Source organism: Pseudomonas sp. SID14000 (assembly GCF_002165135.1).
Classification (GTDB): domain Bacteria; phylum Pseudomonadota; class Gammaproteobacteria; order Pseudomonadales; family Pseudomonadaceae; genus Aquipseudomonas.
In genome coordinates this window covers 331,103-344,218 of sequence record NZ_NFZQ01000002.1, presented here as the reverse complement: position 1 = coordinate 344,218, position 13,116 = coordinate 331,103, and the positions used below count along the sequence as shown (strand labels likewise).

Here is a 13,116-nt window from a genome sequence, read left to right as displayed (position 1 = left end):
TCAGGGCTTGGTAATGAGTTGGACCGGGGTCTGGATGACGTTGTCGGCATCCACATCCGGCTTCTCGCCCTTGACCATTTTCAGCGCCGCCTGGATGCCGTACACCGCCTGCTGGCTGGCCGCCTGGTCGAGGGTGGCGAGCACGCGGCCATCGGCGAGCATCGGCTTGATGGCGTTGATGTTGTCGTAGCCCACCACTTGCACCTGCCCGGTCTTGCCAGCGGCACGCACGGCCGACACGGCGCCCAGTGCCATGCTGTCGTTGCCGGCCAGCAGGGCTTTCAGGTCGGGGTATTCGTTGAGCATGGAAGCAGCGACGGCGTTGCCTTTGTCGATTTCCCAGTTGCCGCTCTGCACCGAGACGATCTTGATCTGCGCGGCTTCCATGGCGTCCTTGAAGCCGGCAGTGCGCTGCTGGGCGTTGGTGGTGGTCGGCACGCCTTCGATGATGCCGACCTGGTCGCCGGCCTTGAGCTTCTCGTTGGCCAGGAAGTCGCCGACCAGGCGCGCGCCCTTGCGGTTGTCGGGGCCGACGAAGGGTACGCTGATGCCTTTGCTCTGGAGCAGTGCCGGGTCCAGGCGGTTGTCGATGTTGATCACCACCACGCCCTGGTCCATGGCCTTCTTCACCGCCGACACCAGCGCCTTGGAGTCGGCCGGAGCTATGACCAGGGCCTTGGCACCAGCGTTGACCATTTGCTCGACGATGCGGATCTGCTCGCCGGTATCGGTCTCGTTCTTGATGCCGTTGGCAATCAGCTCGAATTCATCGGCGTGAGCTTTCTGGTAGTCCTTGGCGCCGTCTTCCATGGTGCGGAAGAACTCGTTGGCCAGCGACTTCATGACCAGGGCAACCTTGGGCTTGTCTTCGGCGTGGGCGGCAGAAAACGGCAGGGTAAAGGACAGCGAGGAAATGACCGCGAGGGCCAGCAGACGACCGGGGAACGGCAGTTTCATGGACGATGACTCCGAATCTTGTGTTTTTTGTCGGATCGCAAACGTTTGCTTTGACCAACTATGGAAACAGGACCGGGTTTTGTCAAATACGTCTGGCTATCGGAGGTCAAGTCGAGCCCGGGGCAGTTTATCCGGATTTTTCCGAAAAACCGAACGTATTTTCCTGCATTTGTTCGGAATCCCGAACGGAATACGCCCGCATGCGGCCTTGTATCGCGAAGCGTCGCAGCGGATCTTCCGGGAGATTTGGATAACGCCGGGCACGGATCGGCTCAGGCTTGAGCACAGCTTTCGCCTGACAAGCTGTTGCGAAATTACTTACGGTGAAATACTGTATGCGCATACAGCAAAACAAGGAAATGCTTGTGTCCAGCACCGCCTCCTCCACCCCGAGCAGCTATGAACAACTGGGTGTGCGCATTCAGAAGATCATCAACAGCCCCACCGCCCAGCGCAGTCGCGCGGCGCTGATCTTCCGCCTGGAGCAGGAAACCCCGGAAGACTGGGAAACCCTGCTCGAGGAAATTGCCGAAAACGACAATGTCACCCTCGCCCACCGCGACGATGGCGGCGTGCAGATTTTCTGGACTGTACCGAAGGAAGACTGACCGCGCATGAGAGTTTCGCTTTTCGCGGCTGTTTGCCTGTTTCTGACCACCCCCTTCGGCCCATGAGCAAGCAGTACAACCTGCGCATGTCCCGGCAGGACCGCCAGTTGTTCGAAGCCTGGAACAGGACCTACCCGCCGCAAGCCTGGGAGCGACAACGCAACCAGCAGGTGGCCTGTGTGATGGGACGGGGCAACGAGTTCGTCGGGCCGGTCAACCTCAAGACCTGTGGCTGAACCTCAGACCAACGCCTGCAGGTAGGCGCTGGCTTCGCGGTAACGCGCCAGCCGTGCCAGGTCAGCGGGGCCCGGGCAAGGGATGCGCGAAAGGTCGCTGTTGTCGGCCAGGTCGGCCAGTTTGACCGTACGCGCCAGCGGATCACCGCCCAGGCGCACCACGAAGTCCTGGTAGGCCTCGCCCTCACGGCGGCTGAGCGCCAGCAAGGCGGCAAGGATTTTCAGCGCGAAGCCCTCGCGCGCCAGGTCGGACAGGGTCAGCGAAGTATCTTCGATCACATCGTGAAGCACTGCGACAATCCGTTGCTCAGGTGTAGAAACCCGCATCATCACACGTAACGGGTGGAGGATATAAGCAGCCCCACCCTTGTCGTACTGCCCTTCATGCGCCCTGGCGGCCACGGCAATGGCCCGCTCCAGTGTAGACATGAGGCCCTCCCCGTTCGGCATCTTCCTGCCAAGCATAGCCAAACTTGTGCGAACAATGTCTAGCGCAGGTGTGACCACTCAAAATCCAGAAGCTGGCGCGGCCTTTGTAGGAGCAGCCTTGTGCTGCGAAGAGGCCGGTACGGGCAACAGATATGCATTACCAGTAAGGCCCCTTCGCGGCACAAGGCTGCTCTCGTAGAACTGCGCATAGCTCATTGAGTTAGCGCTCGCGAATTCAGCCCTCTACGTGACAGAAAGGGCTGGGTTTAGCGTGCTGCGCCGTGCTGGATGACCACCGAATCGGTGCCCAGTTTGGCCATCACCTCGGCCTTGCGTGCTTCGGCTTCTTCACGGCTCGGGAACGGCCCCATCAGCACCACCGGCTTGCCGTCGCGATACTCCACCGAGGACGGAATGCCCTTTTCGATCAAGCGTGCGGTCATGTCGCTGAGTGCACCCATGTTGGCGCCCTGGATCACTTCCACATCCCAGCCTTGCGGGGCCGGTTGGCCAGCCAGGGCTTCGGCGCGGCGTTGCAGCTCGGCGCCGCCACACATTTCGCGGATGCGCAGGTTGTTGCCGCTGTCGTCTACGATGATTTCGTATTGGCCATCACGCTTGATCGCCACATAGCTGCGGTAGGCCTCGTACTGCCCGGCATCATCCTTGCCGCGGACCTGACCGCAGATGGTGCCTTGGGTGTCAATCCGCACGTTACCGAACTTGGCGGTCTTGGGGTTGTGCAGGTGTTCGGCCACCTGTTTGTGCACGCCTTCGACCTCGTTCTCACAGCCCGCCAGGGCGAACACTGCCATTACCACAGCCAGTTTGCGCACGCGTGTACCTCCAGATTCGAAGGAGCGGATTCTAGCACGCCGGGCAATACCCCGAACCGCGACCAAACGTTACACGCTGCTTCATGCGTGAATTCCAGCGTCATGATCACTAAGGCTGGGAGAGAGGTTGTCGCAGGATTATGCTGAACAATCCCTTGCTAACTGGCTTTTGTTCTCTGCCTGATAGACTTGAATGGCAGGGCTGAATCGCCCCTTTCTCACTCGACATTGCCGTAGCGCAGGCAATACTGCTGACAATGTCCAAACGAGCTTGCTCAATGCCGCTTCCTGCACTGCGTTTCATCGCCTTCATTATTGGTGTATTCCTGATCACTTTGGCCATCAGCATGGTGATCCCGATGCTGACGCTGCTGCTGCATGACCGCAGCGACGACCTCGGCGCATTCCTCTGGTCGAGCCTCATCGTCCTGTGCGCCGGCCTGGTCATGGTGGCTCGTGGAGTGCCCGACACACCGCAACTGCGGGCCAGGGACATGTATTTCCTGACAACGGCGAGCTGGGTCATCGTGTGCGCATTTGCGGCCCTGCCGATGGTGTTCATTCGGCACATCAGCTATACGGACGCGTTCTTCGAAACCATGTCGGGAATCACCACAACCGGCTCGACAGTACTGACCGGTCTGGACAGTGCATCGCCGGGGCTGCTGATCTGGCGCTCTCTGCTTCACTGGCTGGGAGGCATTGGCTTTATCGGCATGGCCGTCGCGATCCTGCCATTACTGCGCGTGGGCGGCATGCGCCTGTTCCAGACAGAGTCGTCGGACTGGTCCGACAAAGTGACCCCGCGCTCGCATGTGGCGGCCAAGATGATCCTGCTGGTCTACCTGAGCCTGACAGCACTGGGGACATGGGCGTTGTGGGCGGCCGGAATGACCCCGTTCGAAGCCATCAATCATTCGATGTCACTGATTTCGACCGGAGGATTCTCCACTTCGGATGCCTCACTGGGGCATTGGGTGCAACCTGCAGTGCATTGGGTGGCCGTGGTCATCATGATTCTCGGCAGCCTGCCCTTCACCCTGTATGTGGCCACATTGCGTGGCCATCGGCGCGCCCTGCTCAAGGACCATCAGGTTCGCGGTTTTCTGGGCTTCCTTGTCTTCATGTGGGTCGCTGTCGGAACCTGGCTGAGCTGGCACAGCGACTTCTCCTGGTGGGATGCGTTTCGTATCGTTGCGGTCAATGTGACCTCGGTGGTGACCACCACAGGCATTGCCGTCGGTGATTACACCCTTTGGGGCAGCTTCGCGATCATGCTGTTCTTTTATCTGACGTTCGTCGGCGGCTGCTCAGGCTCTACCGCTGGCGGTCTGAAGATATTTCGTTTCCAGGTGGCCGCGGCCTTGCTTGTCAGCAGCCTGAAACAATTGATCCACCCAAGGGCAACGATCTCGAAGAAATACAATGGGCACCCCATCGATGAAGAGATCGTGCGCTCAATGCTGACGTTTTCGTTCTTCTTCTCGATCACCATCGCGGTCATCGCCCTTGGCCTCTCTCTGCTGGGGCTCGACTGGATGACGGCGTTGAGCGGGGCAGCTACCGCCGTGTGCAACGTTGGACCGGGGCTGGGTACACTTATCGGGCCTGCTGGTAATTTCGCCTCGTTATCAGACGCTGCGAAATGGCTGCTGACGATTGGCATGCTCCTTGGGCGGCTCGAAATCCTGACCGTACTGGTACTCGTCTCTCCAGCTTTCTGGCGATTCTAGGCCAGACGTCAAGCAGGTGAGAAACATTAGGTTTGGTACTTTTCGTTCATCTGAGAATAGTTGTTCGGTAGACTACCGGATGGGTGCCAGCTGCACGGTGCAGTGGGGGCAGGTTAAAGAACAGCGCAGGTCGGGCCGCCATGCGGGAGTACTTGCGCCTATGCATAAACAGGAATTGCCTCGCGCCCAGGAACTGGCCGAGCGTGCCTTCGCCAACCTTGAACGCTTTCTGCACATTGAAGCGGTCAGCGGCATTGTTCTGCTGGTTGCAGCTATTGCTGCGCTGATCTGGGCGAATTCCCCAGCCGCCGAAAGCTACGACGGCCTTTGGCATACACCGTTGACGATCGGCGTGGGTTCGCTGATCTATTCGCAGTCCCTGCATTTCTGGATCAATGATGGCTTGATGACCATCTTCTTCCTTGTCGTGGGCATGGAGATCCGTCGCGAGATCCACGAGGGCGCACTGTCCAGCCTGCGGCAAGCCACGCTACCCATGGCCGCCGCCGTCGGCGGTGTAGCCGTACCCGCGCTCCTCTACCTGGGTTTTGGTCACGCCTCGGCAGAACAACAAGGCTGGGCCGTGCCGACGGCTACAGATATCGCCTTTGCGGTAGGCGTACTGGCGCTGCTCGGCAAGTCGATCCCGTCCAACGTCCGTGTGTTTCTACTGGCCCTGGCGATCATCGATGACATCATCGCAGTGCTGATCATCGCGTTCTTCTATTCGGGCGGCCTCGATTACAGCGGTTTCGGGGTTGCGTTGATCGGTCTGTTAATGGTGATCGGGCTTCAGAAGATAGGTGTTGGCTCTGCCTACGCGTATATCATTCCTGGCGCGATCACTTGGCTGGGCGTCTTGTTGACCGGAGCCCATCCGACCCTCGCAGGCGTTGTGCTGGGCCTGATGACGCCTGTGACCGCAATGCCGATGCGTGAGCGCCCGCTGGATGCAATTACCCGCTTCACCGGCGAGTTGCTGGGACGTGCCAAGGCACCTGAACAGGATGCCAGCGACCTCATGGACCCTTTGAAACGCCTGCGCCTGGCCCAGCGCGAACTGGTGCCACCAGTAGTGCGCATGCAGGGAACCTTACACCCCTGGGTTGCGTTCGGCATCATGCCGGTGTTTGCCTTGGCCAATGCCGGGGTAAGCCTATCGGGTGTCGATCTCTCCGCCGAGTCCCGCCAATGGGTCATGATCGCTGTCGCTGTCGCGCTGGTGGCAGGCAAACCCTTGGGCATCGTCAGCGTCAGTTGGCTGATGGTCCGCTTGGGCTGGTGCGCGCTTCCTGCCGAGGTCAACTGGCGCAGCATTGTCCTGATTGGGCTGCTGGCCGGCATCGGTTTCACCATGTCGATCTTCATCGCCAATCTCGCGTTCGTCGACCATGGCTCATTAGGGGCAGCCAAACTCGGCGTACTATCCGCTTCGGTGATCGCAGCCATGCTCGGCTTGGCCTGGGGTGCGTGGATTATACGAAGAGCATCGTCTGCTACCAAAGCAAGTGCGACCACCTAGCAGCAATCTCACCCTGGCGATCCATTGCCATTGAGCAAGTGGATCGCCACAAGCCTTGGAAACGCCCTCTCGCCGGCTGCGCGCCCGATTACTATCGCTCCCCATGGCTGCGTGGGGCCCCCTGCTTATTGGTGGTTCGACTGACCGGGATCCAGGCGGGAGGTTTTGCAATAGTTTTGCAAAAGCAAAAAGGGCGACCCTTTCGGATCGCCCTTGCTGCGCCCGGAAAACCGGGACTTTTGTTTGGTAGGCACAATTGGACTCGAACCAACGACCCCCACCATGTCAAGGTGGTGCTCTAACCAACTGAGCTATGTGCCTGTCGTGTGGTGCGCATATTAGTGATCGAATGCGTACCTGTAAAGCGTTTTTTTGAGAAAAATCAAAAACTTTCGAGATTCAAGCATAGGGGCGCACTGTGCGCCGCAGGCCGCATGAAACCCCAATGAAAAAAGGGGTGACCCTTGCGGATCACCCCTTCTTCGATTTGGTAGGCACAATTGGACTCGAACCAACGACCCCCACCATGTCAAGGTGGTGCTCTAACCAACTGAGCTATGTGCCTGTCGTGTGGTGCGCATTCTACTCATTCCAAAAACCCTGTCAACACTTTTTTTCACGCTAACCTACTGAATCTTAAACTTTTTATAGAAAGGCGCGCTGACAGGGACCGAGTAAAGGATTTTCAACGGACGACTAGCGGGTGTTTATTATTATTGATAGCATCGGTACATTCGTTAAAAATATAAAACACGAGGTTCCTGCAGCATGGCTAATACCCCCTACCCCCAGTCCTACTACGCCGCCTCGGCCAACCCGGTGCCGCCACGTCCGGCGCTGCAGGGTGAGGTGGAAACCGATGTGTGCATCATCGGCGCCGGCTACACCGGCCTGTCCAGCGCCCTGTTCCTGCTGGAGAACGGCTTCAAGGTAAGCATCGTCGAAGCGGCCAAGGTCGGCTTCGGCGCGTCGGGCCGCAACGGTGGCCAGATCGTCAACAGCTACAGCCGCGACATCGACGTCATCGAACGCACCGTTGGCCCCAAGCAGGCTCAACTGCTGGGCCAGATGGCCTTCGAAGGCGGGCGCATCATTCGTGAGCGCGTGGCCAAGTACAACATCCAGTGCGACCTGAAAGACGGTGGCGTATTTGCTGCCCTCACCAGCAAGCAGATGGGCCACCTGGAGTCGCAAAAGCGCCTGTGGGAACGCTTCGGCCACAACCAGCTGGAGCTGATGGACCAGAAGCGTATCCGCGAAGTGGTCGCCTGCGACAACTATGTGGGCGGCATGCTGGACATGAGCGGCGGCCACATCCACCCGCTGAACCTGGCCCTGGGCGAAGCCGCCGCGGTCGAGTCGCTGGGCGGCATCATTTATGAGCAAACCCCGGCCGTACGCATCGAGCGCGGCGCCAACCCGGTGGTGCACACCCCGCAGGGCAAGGTCCGCGCCAAGTTCATCATCGTCGCCGGCAACGCCTACCTGGGCAACCTGGTGCCGGAGCTGGCCAGCAAGTCCATGCCATGCGGCACCCAGGTAATCACCACCGAGCCGCTGGGCGACGAACTGGCGCGTACCCTGCTGCCGCAGGACTACTGCGTCGAGGACTGCAACTACCTGCTCGACTACTACCGCCTGACCAGCGACAAGCGCCTGATCTTCGGTGGTGGCGTGGTGTACGGCGCGCGTGACCCGGCCAACATCGAGGCAATCATCCGTCCGAAGATGCTCAAGGCCTTCCCGCAGTTGAAGAACGTGAAGATCGACTATGCCTGGACAGGTAACTTCCTGCTGACCCTGTCGCGCCTGCCACAGGTTGGCCGTATCGGTGACAACATCTACTACTCCCAGGGCTGCTCGGGTCACGGCGTAACCTACACCCACCTGGCGGGCAAGGTGCTGGCCGAAGCCATGCGTGGCCAGGCCGAGCGTTTCGACGCCTTCGCCGGCCTGCCGCACTACCCGTTCCCGGGTGGCCAGATGCTGCGCGTGCCGTTCAGCGCCATTGGTGCCTGGTACTACAGCCTGCGTGATCGCCTGGGTTTCTGATGTAGGCAGGCCAGGCCTCTTCGCGGGTAAACCCGCTCCCACAGGGATATCACTGGACCTGAGGGCAGCGGGTTTCCTGTTGGAGCGGGTTTGCCCGCGAAAGGGCCGGAACAGGCCAAGCTACTTGTTCAGGCTACTCACAGCCTGCTTCGCCGCAATCTCCTGCCCCGCCCGGGCCAGTTCATCCGCAGCTTGCAGCCAGCGCTGGCGGTCCACCTGTGCCGGCAGTTGCCGCGGTGGCTGCACCAGCACCGCCCAACTCCCAAGCTTCGCCCACGCCGACGCAAAGTCATCGAACGCCATCACCTGCCGCCGGTGCATGCCCGAGCGCAACAGCACCCGCTGCTTGTAGCGATCGTAGCCGATCAACACGGCATAGCGTGGCTCGCTCCACCAGGCCGAACCATCCTCGTAACGCAGCAGCACCGGGTTGCCCGCCGCCACCTGGATCAGCAGCGCGTCCAACTGCTTGTCCAGCGGATACACCACCATGCCGTAGTCACGCGCCACGCGTGGGATGCCGGTGTCCAGCGCCTCGGCGCCCAAGGGCAAGTTCAACGGCTTGTCCAGCAACCCTGGGGTGATTGGCGCGCCCTGTTGCGACAATACCGCCGCCAAGGCCATGGCCCCACTATGGTTGGCGTTACCACGGTAGAACGGCACGCTGCTGATCTCGACCCGCTGCGGCAGGCCCTTGAGGTTGGCGGGCGGGGCACTGGCACAACCGGCCAGGCTGACCGCCACCAGGCAGGCAGCCAGCAGCCGACGGGGGGCGGATTTGAAGGAATGTTGCTGCATGGACACTCGCTTGCTCCAACGCCGGGCAGGCAGCGCCCGGCTCTGGCCACCGATCATAGGTCGGACAGCGGCGCGGGTATAGTCCGACACTGGTTAGGAGCAAATCGGACCAAGCAATAGACCTTTGGTCAATGGAACGTCACAGGCGAAAGGCTAGACTAAAGGAGTGTCTGGAAGGCCAGCGTCGGCAGACCGAGCGCGGCTTGTAGAGATGGAGGCACAGATGAGCCTGACCGTGGCAATCCTCATGCTGGTGGGCATGTGGCTGAGCGTCGCAGCCGCCATGCTGTGGGGTGTACTGCGCATCGTGCGGCGTCATTCCCACCACCACCTGCCACCGCAGGTCGCCGCCAAGCCACAGCCTGTGCGCCGGGCGCGGCGGCATGCCGGGGTGCACTGACTTCAGTTTTTCTTAACCCCCTTCGCGGGCTTGCCCGCGAACGGGGCGCAAGCGCCCCGCCTTTTCACATCAACCTTCAGCCGCCTCACGCTTCAACCGTGCCCGACGGGCCAGGATGTTGAGGATCTCGATCGCTGTCGAGAAGGCCATGGCCGCATACACATAACCCTTCGGTACATGGGCGCCAAAACCTTCGGCGATGAGCGTCATGCCAATCATGATCAGGAAGCCCAGGGCCAGCATCACCACGGTCGGGTTGTCGTTGATGAAGTTGGCCAGCGGGTCGGCGGCCACCAGCATGACGATCACCGCAGTGATAACGGCAATGATCATGATCGGCAGGTGCTCGGTCATGCCCACGGCGGTGATGATGCTGTCGACCGAGAAGACGATGTCCAGCAACAGGATCTGGAAGATCGCCGCGGCAAAGCCCAGGGTAACCGTCGACGACACCTTGGCTTCTTCCTTGGCACCGTGCGGGTCGACGTTTTCGTGGATCTCCTTGGTCGCCTTCCACAGCAGGAACAGGCCACCGGCAATCAGGATCACATCCTTCCAGGAGAAGGCATTACCGAACACTTCGAATACCGGGTCGGTCAGCTGGACGATCCAGGCCACCGTACTGAGCAAGGCCAGGCGCATGACCAAGGCCATGCTGATACCGATACGGCGCGCCTTGGAGCGGTACTCCACCGGCAGTTTGTTGGTCAGGATGGAGATGAAGATCAGGTTGTCGATGCCCAGTACAACTTCCATGGCCACCAGCGTAGCCAGGGCAACCCAGGCGGTAGGGCTAGCGACGAGTTCCAGCAAGTATTCCATTGTTCAAATCCTGCAGCAGCGGTTGGGGTCAGATTTCCTGGGTGTCTTCTTTCTTGTCGGCGTCCTTGGGCTTGTGCCCTTCGCTGCCGATGGCCTCGCTCAACGCCTGCTGCGCGGCCTTGTTGGTGTCATCGATGGCCTGCTTGGCCGACTGCGCGGCCTGGTCGAGCATCTGTTGGGCGGATTTCTCGGCCTGCTCGCAACCGGCCAGGGTAAACAGGGCCAGGGCCAGTACCAGCGGCGTGCCGATGGATTTGAGTTGCAGCATGGGTTCCTCGCTTGTCGATATTCCGGCGGCGCACACGGCGCCTGATGGAGCCGCATTGTAAAGAGCGTAATACATCAGGAAAATTCGTATTTTCAGCGGTTATACTTCGGGTTTTACGAATCCGGAAAAGCACCGATGCTCAACTATCGGCAGTTGCACTACTTCTGGGCCGTGGCCAAGACCGGCAGCATCGCCCGCGCCAGTGAACAGTTGAACCTGACCCCGCAAACCATCAGCGGGCAAATCAGCCTGTTCGAACAGACTTACGGTCTGGAGTTATTCCAGCGCGTGGGGCGGCAGCTGGAGCTGACCGAAACAGGACGCCAGACGCTGATCTATGCCGAGCAGATGTTTCAGCTGGGCGGCGAGCTGGAGGCCATGCTGCGGGCCGGCCCGCAGGAGCAGATCCTGTTCCGCGTGGGTGTGGCGGACGTGGTGCCCAAGTCCATCGTCTACCGCCTGCTGGCACCGACCATGGAGCTGGACGACGTGCTGCGTATCAACTGCCGTGAAGACAAGCTCGAACGGCTGCTGGCCGACCTGGCGATCCAGCGCCTGGACCTGGTGATTTCCGACAGCCCCATGCCCAACCACCTGGACATCAAAGGCTATAGCCAGAAACTGGGCGAGTGCGGCTTGAGCTTCTTCGCCACCCCGGCGCTGGCACAACGCCTGGAAGGGACCTTTCCTGCCTGCCTGCAGGATGCGCCCTTGCTTATTCCCGGCCAGGAAACCGTGGTACGCAGCCGCCTGCTGCGCTGGCTGGGTGAGCAGCAGGTGCAGCCACGGATCGTCGGCGAGTTCGATGACAGTGCCTTGATGCAGGCGTTCGGGCAATCGGGCAGCGGCATCTTCGTCGCGCCCAGCGTGATTGCCGAGGAAGTGTGCCGCCAGTATGGCGTGCAGTTGATCGGCCAGACCGAGGCCGTGCACGAGTCGTTCTATGCCATTTCGGTGGAGCGCAAGGTCAAGCACCCGGGGATCGTGGCGATTACCGAGGGCGCGCGGCGAGAGTTGTTTCACTGGTAGCCGTGGTGGCCTCTTCGCGGGCAAACCCGCTCCCACAGGTTCATCACAGTCTTCGAAACCCTGTGGAGATCTTGTGGGAGCGGGTTTACCCGCGAAAAGGCCGGAACAGCCCTACAAGGCTCTATGGTAAAGTCCCGCACTTTCCAGATTCCGAGACCCCGCTGCACATGACCCCCGTCCTCCGCTTCCTCAACCGCACCAGCCTGGTGACGCAGATCGTCATCGGCCTGATCGCAGGCATCGCCCTGGCCCTGCTTGCGCCCGCCATTGCCCGCGACATGGGCTTCCTCGGGAAAGTGTTCGTCAGCGCACTCAAGGCGGTGGCCCCCGTGCTGGTGTTCATCCTGGTCATGGCCTCGATCGCCAATCACCGCCACGGCCAGGAAACCCACATTCGCCCGATCCTCTGGCTGTATCTGCTGGGCACCTTCGGCGCTGCGGTAGTCGCCGTGCTCGCCAGCATGCTGTTCCCGTCGAACCTGGTACTGAGCACCGGCGAGGCTACGCTGAGCGCGCCAGGCGGCATCGGCGAGGTGCTGCAGAACCTGCTGCTGAGTGCGGTCGACAACCCGATCAACGCCCTGCTCAACGCCAACTTCATCGGTGTGCTGACCTGGGCCGTAGGCCTGGGCGTTGCCCTGCGCCATGCCGGCGAAACCACCCGCACCGTGGTCGAGGACCTGTCCAATGGCGTGACCCTGATCGTACGCGTAGTCATCCGCTTCGCCCCGCTGGGCATCTTTGGCCTGGTCAGCGCTACCCTGGCCCAGTCGGGCCTGGACGCCCTGCTCGGCTACCTGCACCTGCTGGCGGTGCTGATCGGCTGCATGATGTTCGTGGCGTTGGTGATGAACCCGCTGATCGTGTACTGGAAAATCCGCCGCAACCCCTACCCGCTGACTCTGCTGTGCCTGCGCGAAAGCGGTATCACCGCGTTCTTCACCCGCAGCTCGGCTGCCAACATTCCGGTCAACCTTGCCCTGTCGGAGCGCCTTGGCCTGCATGAGGACACCTACTCGGTGTCGATCCCGCTGGGTGCGACCATCAACATGGCCGGCGCCGCCATTACCATTACCGTGCTGACCCTGGCGGCGGTGCATACCCTGGGTATTCCGGTGGACCTGCCGACCGCTGTGCTGCTCAGCGTGGTGGCAGCGGTATGTGCCTGCGGCGCCTCGGGCGTGGCCGGTGGCTCGCTGCTGCTGATTCCGCTGGCGTGCAGCCTGTTTGGCATCCCTAGCGAAATCGCCATGCAGGTGGTGGCGGTGGGCTTCATCATCGGCGTGCTGCAGGATTCGGCGGAGACGGCGCTGAATTCTTCGACCGATGTGCTGTTTACTGCGGCGGCGTGTCAGGCAGAACAGCGTAACGCCTGAGTTTGCCTGGCACCTGTGGGGGCAGGTTCACCCGCTCCCACAGGTGCCAA

At 60.9% G+C, this 13,116-nt stretch carries 13 protein-coding genes, 2 tRNA genes and 1 pseudogene; 8 read left to right on the top strand and 8 right to left on the bottom strand.

Features of this window, described 5'->3' with window-relative positions; translation table 11 throughout:
- Nucleotides 1–957, bottom strand: a complete 957-nt coding sequence (locus CAY82_RS04490; RefSeq protein ID WP_087500099.1) for a sugar ABC transporter substrate-binding protein — start codon at nucleotides 955–957, stop codon at nucleotides 1–3.
- A 365-nt stretch (nucleotides 958–1,322) separates the two neighbouring features.
- Between CAY82_RS04490 and CAY82_RS04485 the strand changes: the two genes are divergently transcribed.
- Nucleotides 1,323–1,565, top strand: a complete 243-nt coding sequence (locus CAY82_RS04485) for a DUF1654 domain-containing protein (protein ID WP_087500208.1) — start codon at nucleotides 1,323–1,325, stop codon at nucleotides 1,563–1,565.
- A gap of 62 nt (nucleotides 1,566–1,627) precedes the next feature.
- A pseudogene (locus CAY82_RS04480) lies at nucleotides 1,628–1,801 on the top strand (endonuclease); the annotation flags it as partial.
- A 3-nt stretch (nucleotides 1,802–1,804) separates the two neighbouring features.
- Here the strand turns inward: CAY82_RS04480 and CAY82_RS04475 are convergent.
- Nucleotides 1,805–2,230, bottom strand: coding sequence for a GTP pyrophosphokinase (locus CAY82_RS04475; RefSeq protein WP_087500097.1), 426 nt, complete (start codon nucleotides 2,228–2,230; stop codon nucleotides 1,805–1,807).
- Between the two features lie 266 nt (nucleotides 2,231–2,496).
- Nucleotides 2,497–3,066: an SPOR domain-containing protein gene (locus tag CAY82_RS04470; protein WP_087500096.1), complete on the bottom strand. Its 570-nt coding sequence runs from the start codon at nucleotides 3,064–3,066 to the stop codon at nucleotides 2,497–2,499.
- Nucleotides 3,067–3,344: 278 nt separating this feature from the next.
- Between CAY82_RS04470 and CAY82_RS04465 the strand changes: the two genes are divergently transcribed.
- The gene (locus CAY82_RS04465) at nucleotides 3,345–4,799 is read left to right on the top strand and encodes a TrkH family potassium uptake protein (protein ID WP_087500095.1); all 1,455 of its coding nucleotides are present in this window, start codon (nucleotides 3,345–3,347) and stop codon (nucleotides 4,797–4,799) included.
- Between the two features lie 160 nt (nucleotides 4,800–4,959).
- On the top strand, nucleotides 4,960–6,321 hold the full coding sequence (nhaA, locus tag CAY82_RS04460; protein ID WP_087500094.1) for a Na+/H+ antiporter NhaA: 1,362 nt from the start codon (nucleotides 4,960–4,962) through the stop codon (nucleotides 6,319–6,321).
- Between the two features lie 244 nt (nucleotides 6,322–6,565).
- Here the strand turns inward: nhaA and CAY82_RS04455 are convergent.
- A tRNA-Val gene (locus CAY82_RS04455) sits at nucleotides 6,566–6,642 on the bottom strand.
- 167 nt (nucleotides 6,643–6,809) lie between these two features.
- A tRNA-Val gene (locus CAY82_RS04450) sits at nucleotides 6,810–6,886 on the bottom strand.
- Between the two features lie 203 nt (nucleotides 6,887–7,089).
- On the opposite strand from CAY82_RS04450, the gene CAY82_RS04445 reads away from it, so the two are divergent.
- Nucleotides 7,090–8,373 (top strand): FAD-binding oxidoreductase, encoded by a 1,284-nt coding sequence (locus CAY82_RS04445; RefSeq protein ID WP_087500093.1) that lies wholly within the window; start codon nucleotides 7,090–7,092, stop codon nucleotides 8,371–8,373.
- A 120-nt stretch (nucleotides 8,374–8,493) separates the two neighbouring features.
- Here CAY82_RS04445 and CAY82_RS04440 read toward each other — a convergent pair whose 3' ends face one another.
- Nucleotides 8,494–9,228 carry a peptidase C39 family protein gene (locus CAY82_RS04440; RefSeq protein ID WP_087500092.1) on the bottom strand — a complete coding sequence of 245 codons (735 nt, stop codon included), beginning with the start codon at nucleotides 9,226–9,228 and terminating at the stop codon, nucleotides 8,494–8,496.
- Nucleotides 9,229–9,394: 166 nt separating this feature from the next.
- Here CAY82_RS04440 and CAY82_RS26620 point away from each other — a divergent pair, with 166 nt between their 5' ends.
- Entirely contained in the window at nucleotides 9,395–9,571 is a 177-nt protein-coding gene (locus CAY82_RS26620; RefSeq protein ID WP_170931025.1) for a hypothetical protein, read from the top strand.
- Nucleotides 9,572–9,640: 69 nt separating this feature from the next.
- On the opposite strand, the gene CAY82_RS04435 is transcribed toward CAY82_RS26620, so the two are convergent.
- Complete coding sequence (locus CAY82_RS04435) at nucleotides 9,641–10,393, bottom strand: TerC family protein (protein WP_087500091.1); 753 nt, start codon at nucleotides 10,391–10,393, stop codon at nucleotides 9,641–9,643.
- A gap of 28 nt (nucleotides 10,394–10,421) precedes the next feature.
- Entirely contained in the window at nucleotides 10,422–10,661 is a 240-nt protein-coding gene (locus tag CAY82_RS04430; RefSeq protein ID WP_025338519.1) for a hypothetical protein, read from the bottom strand.
- 135 nt (nucleotides 10,662–10,796) lie between these two features.
- Between CAY82_RS04430 and nhaR the strand changes: the two genes are divergently transcribed.
- Both nhaR and sstT read left to right on the top strand, forming a co-directional pair.
- On the top strand, nucleotides 10,797–11,690 hold the full coding sequence (gene nhaR / locus CAY82_RS04425) for a transcriptional activator NhaR (protein WP_087500090.1): 894 nt from the start codon (nucleotides 10,797–10,799) through the stop codon (nucleotides 11,688–11,690).
- 167 nt (nucleotides 11,691–11,857) lie between these two features.
- Nucleotides 11,858–13,066: a serine/threonine transporter SstT gene (sstT, locus tag CAY82_RS04420; protein ID WP_087500089.1), complete on the top strand. Its 1,209-nt coding sequence runs from the start codon at nucleotides 11,858–11,860 to the stop codon at nucleotides 13,064–13,066.
- Nucleotides 13,067–13,116: the final 50 nt, after the last annotated feature.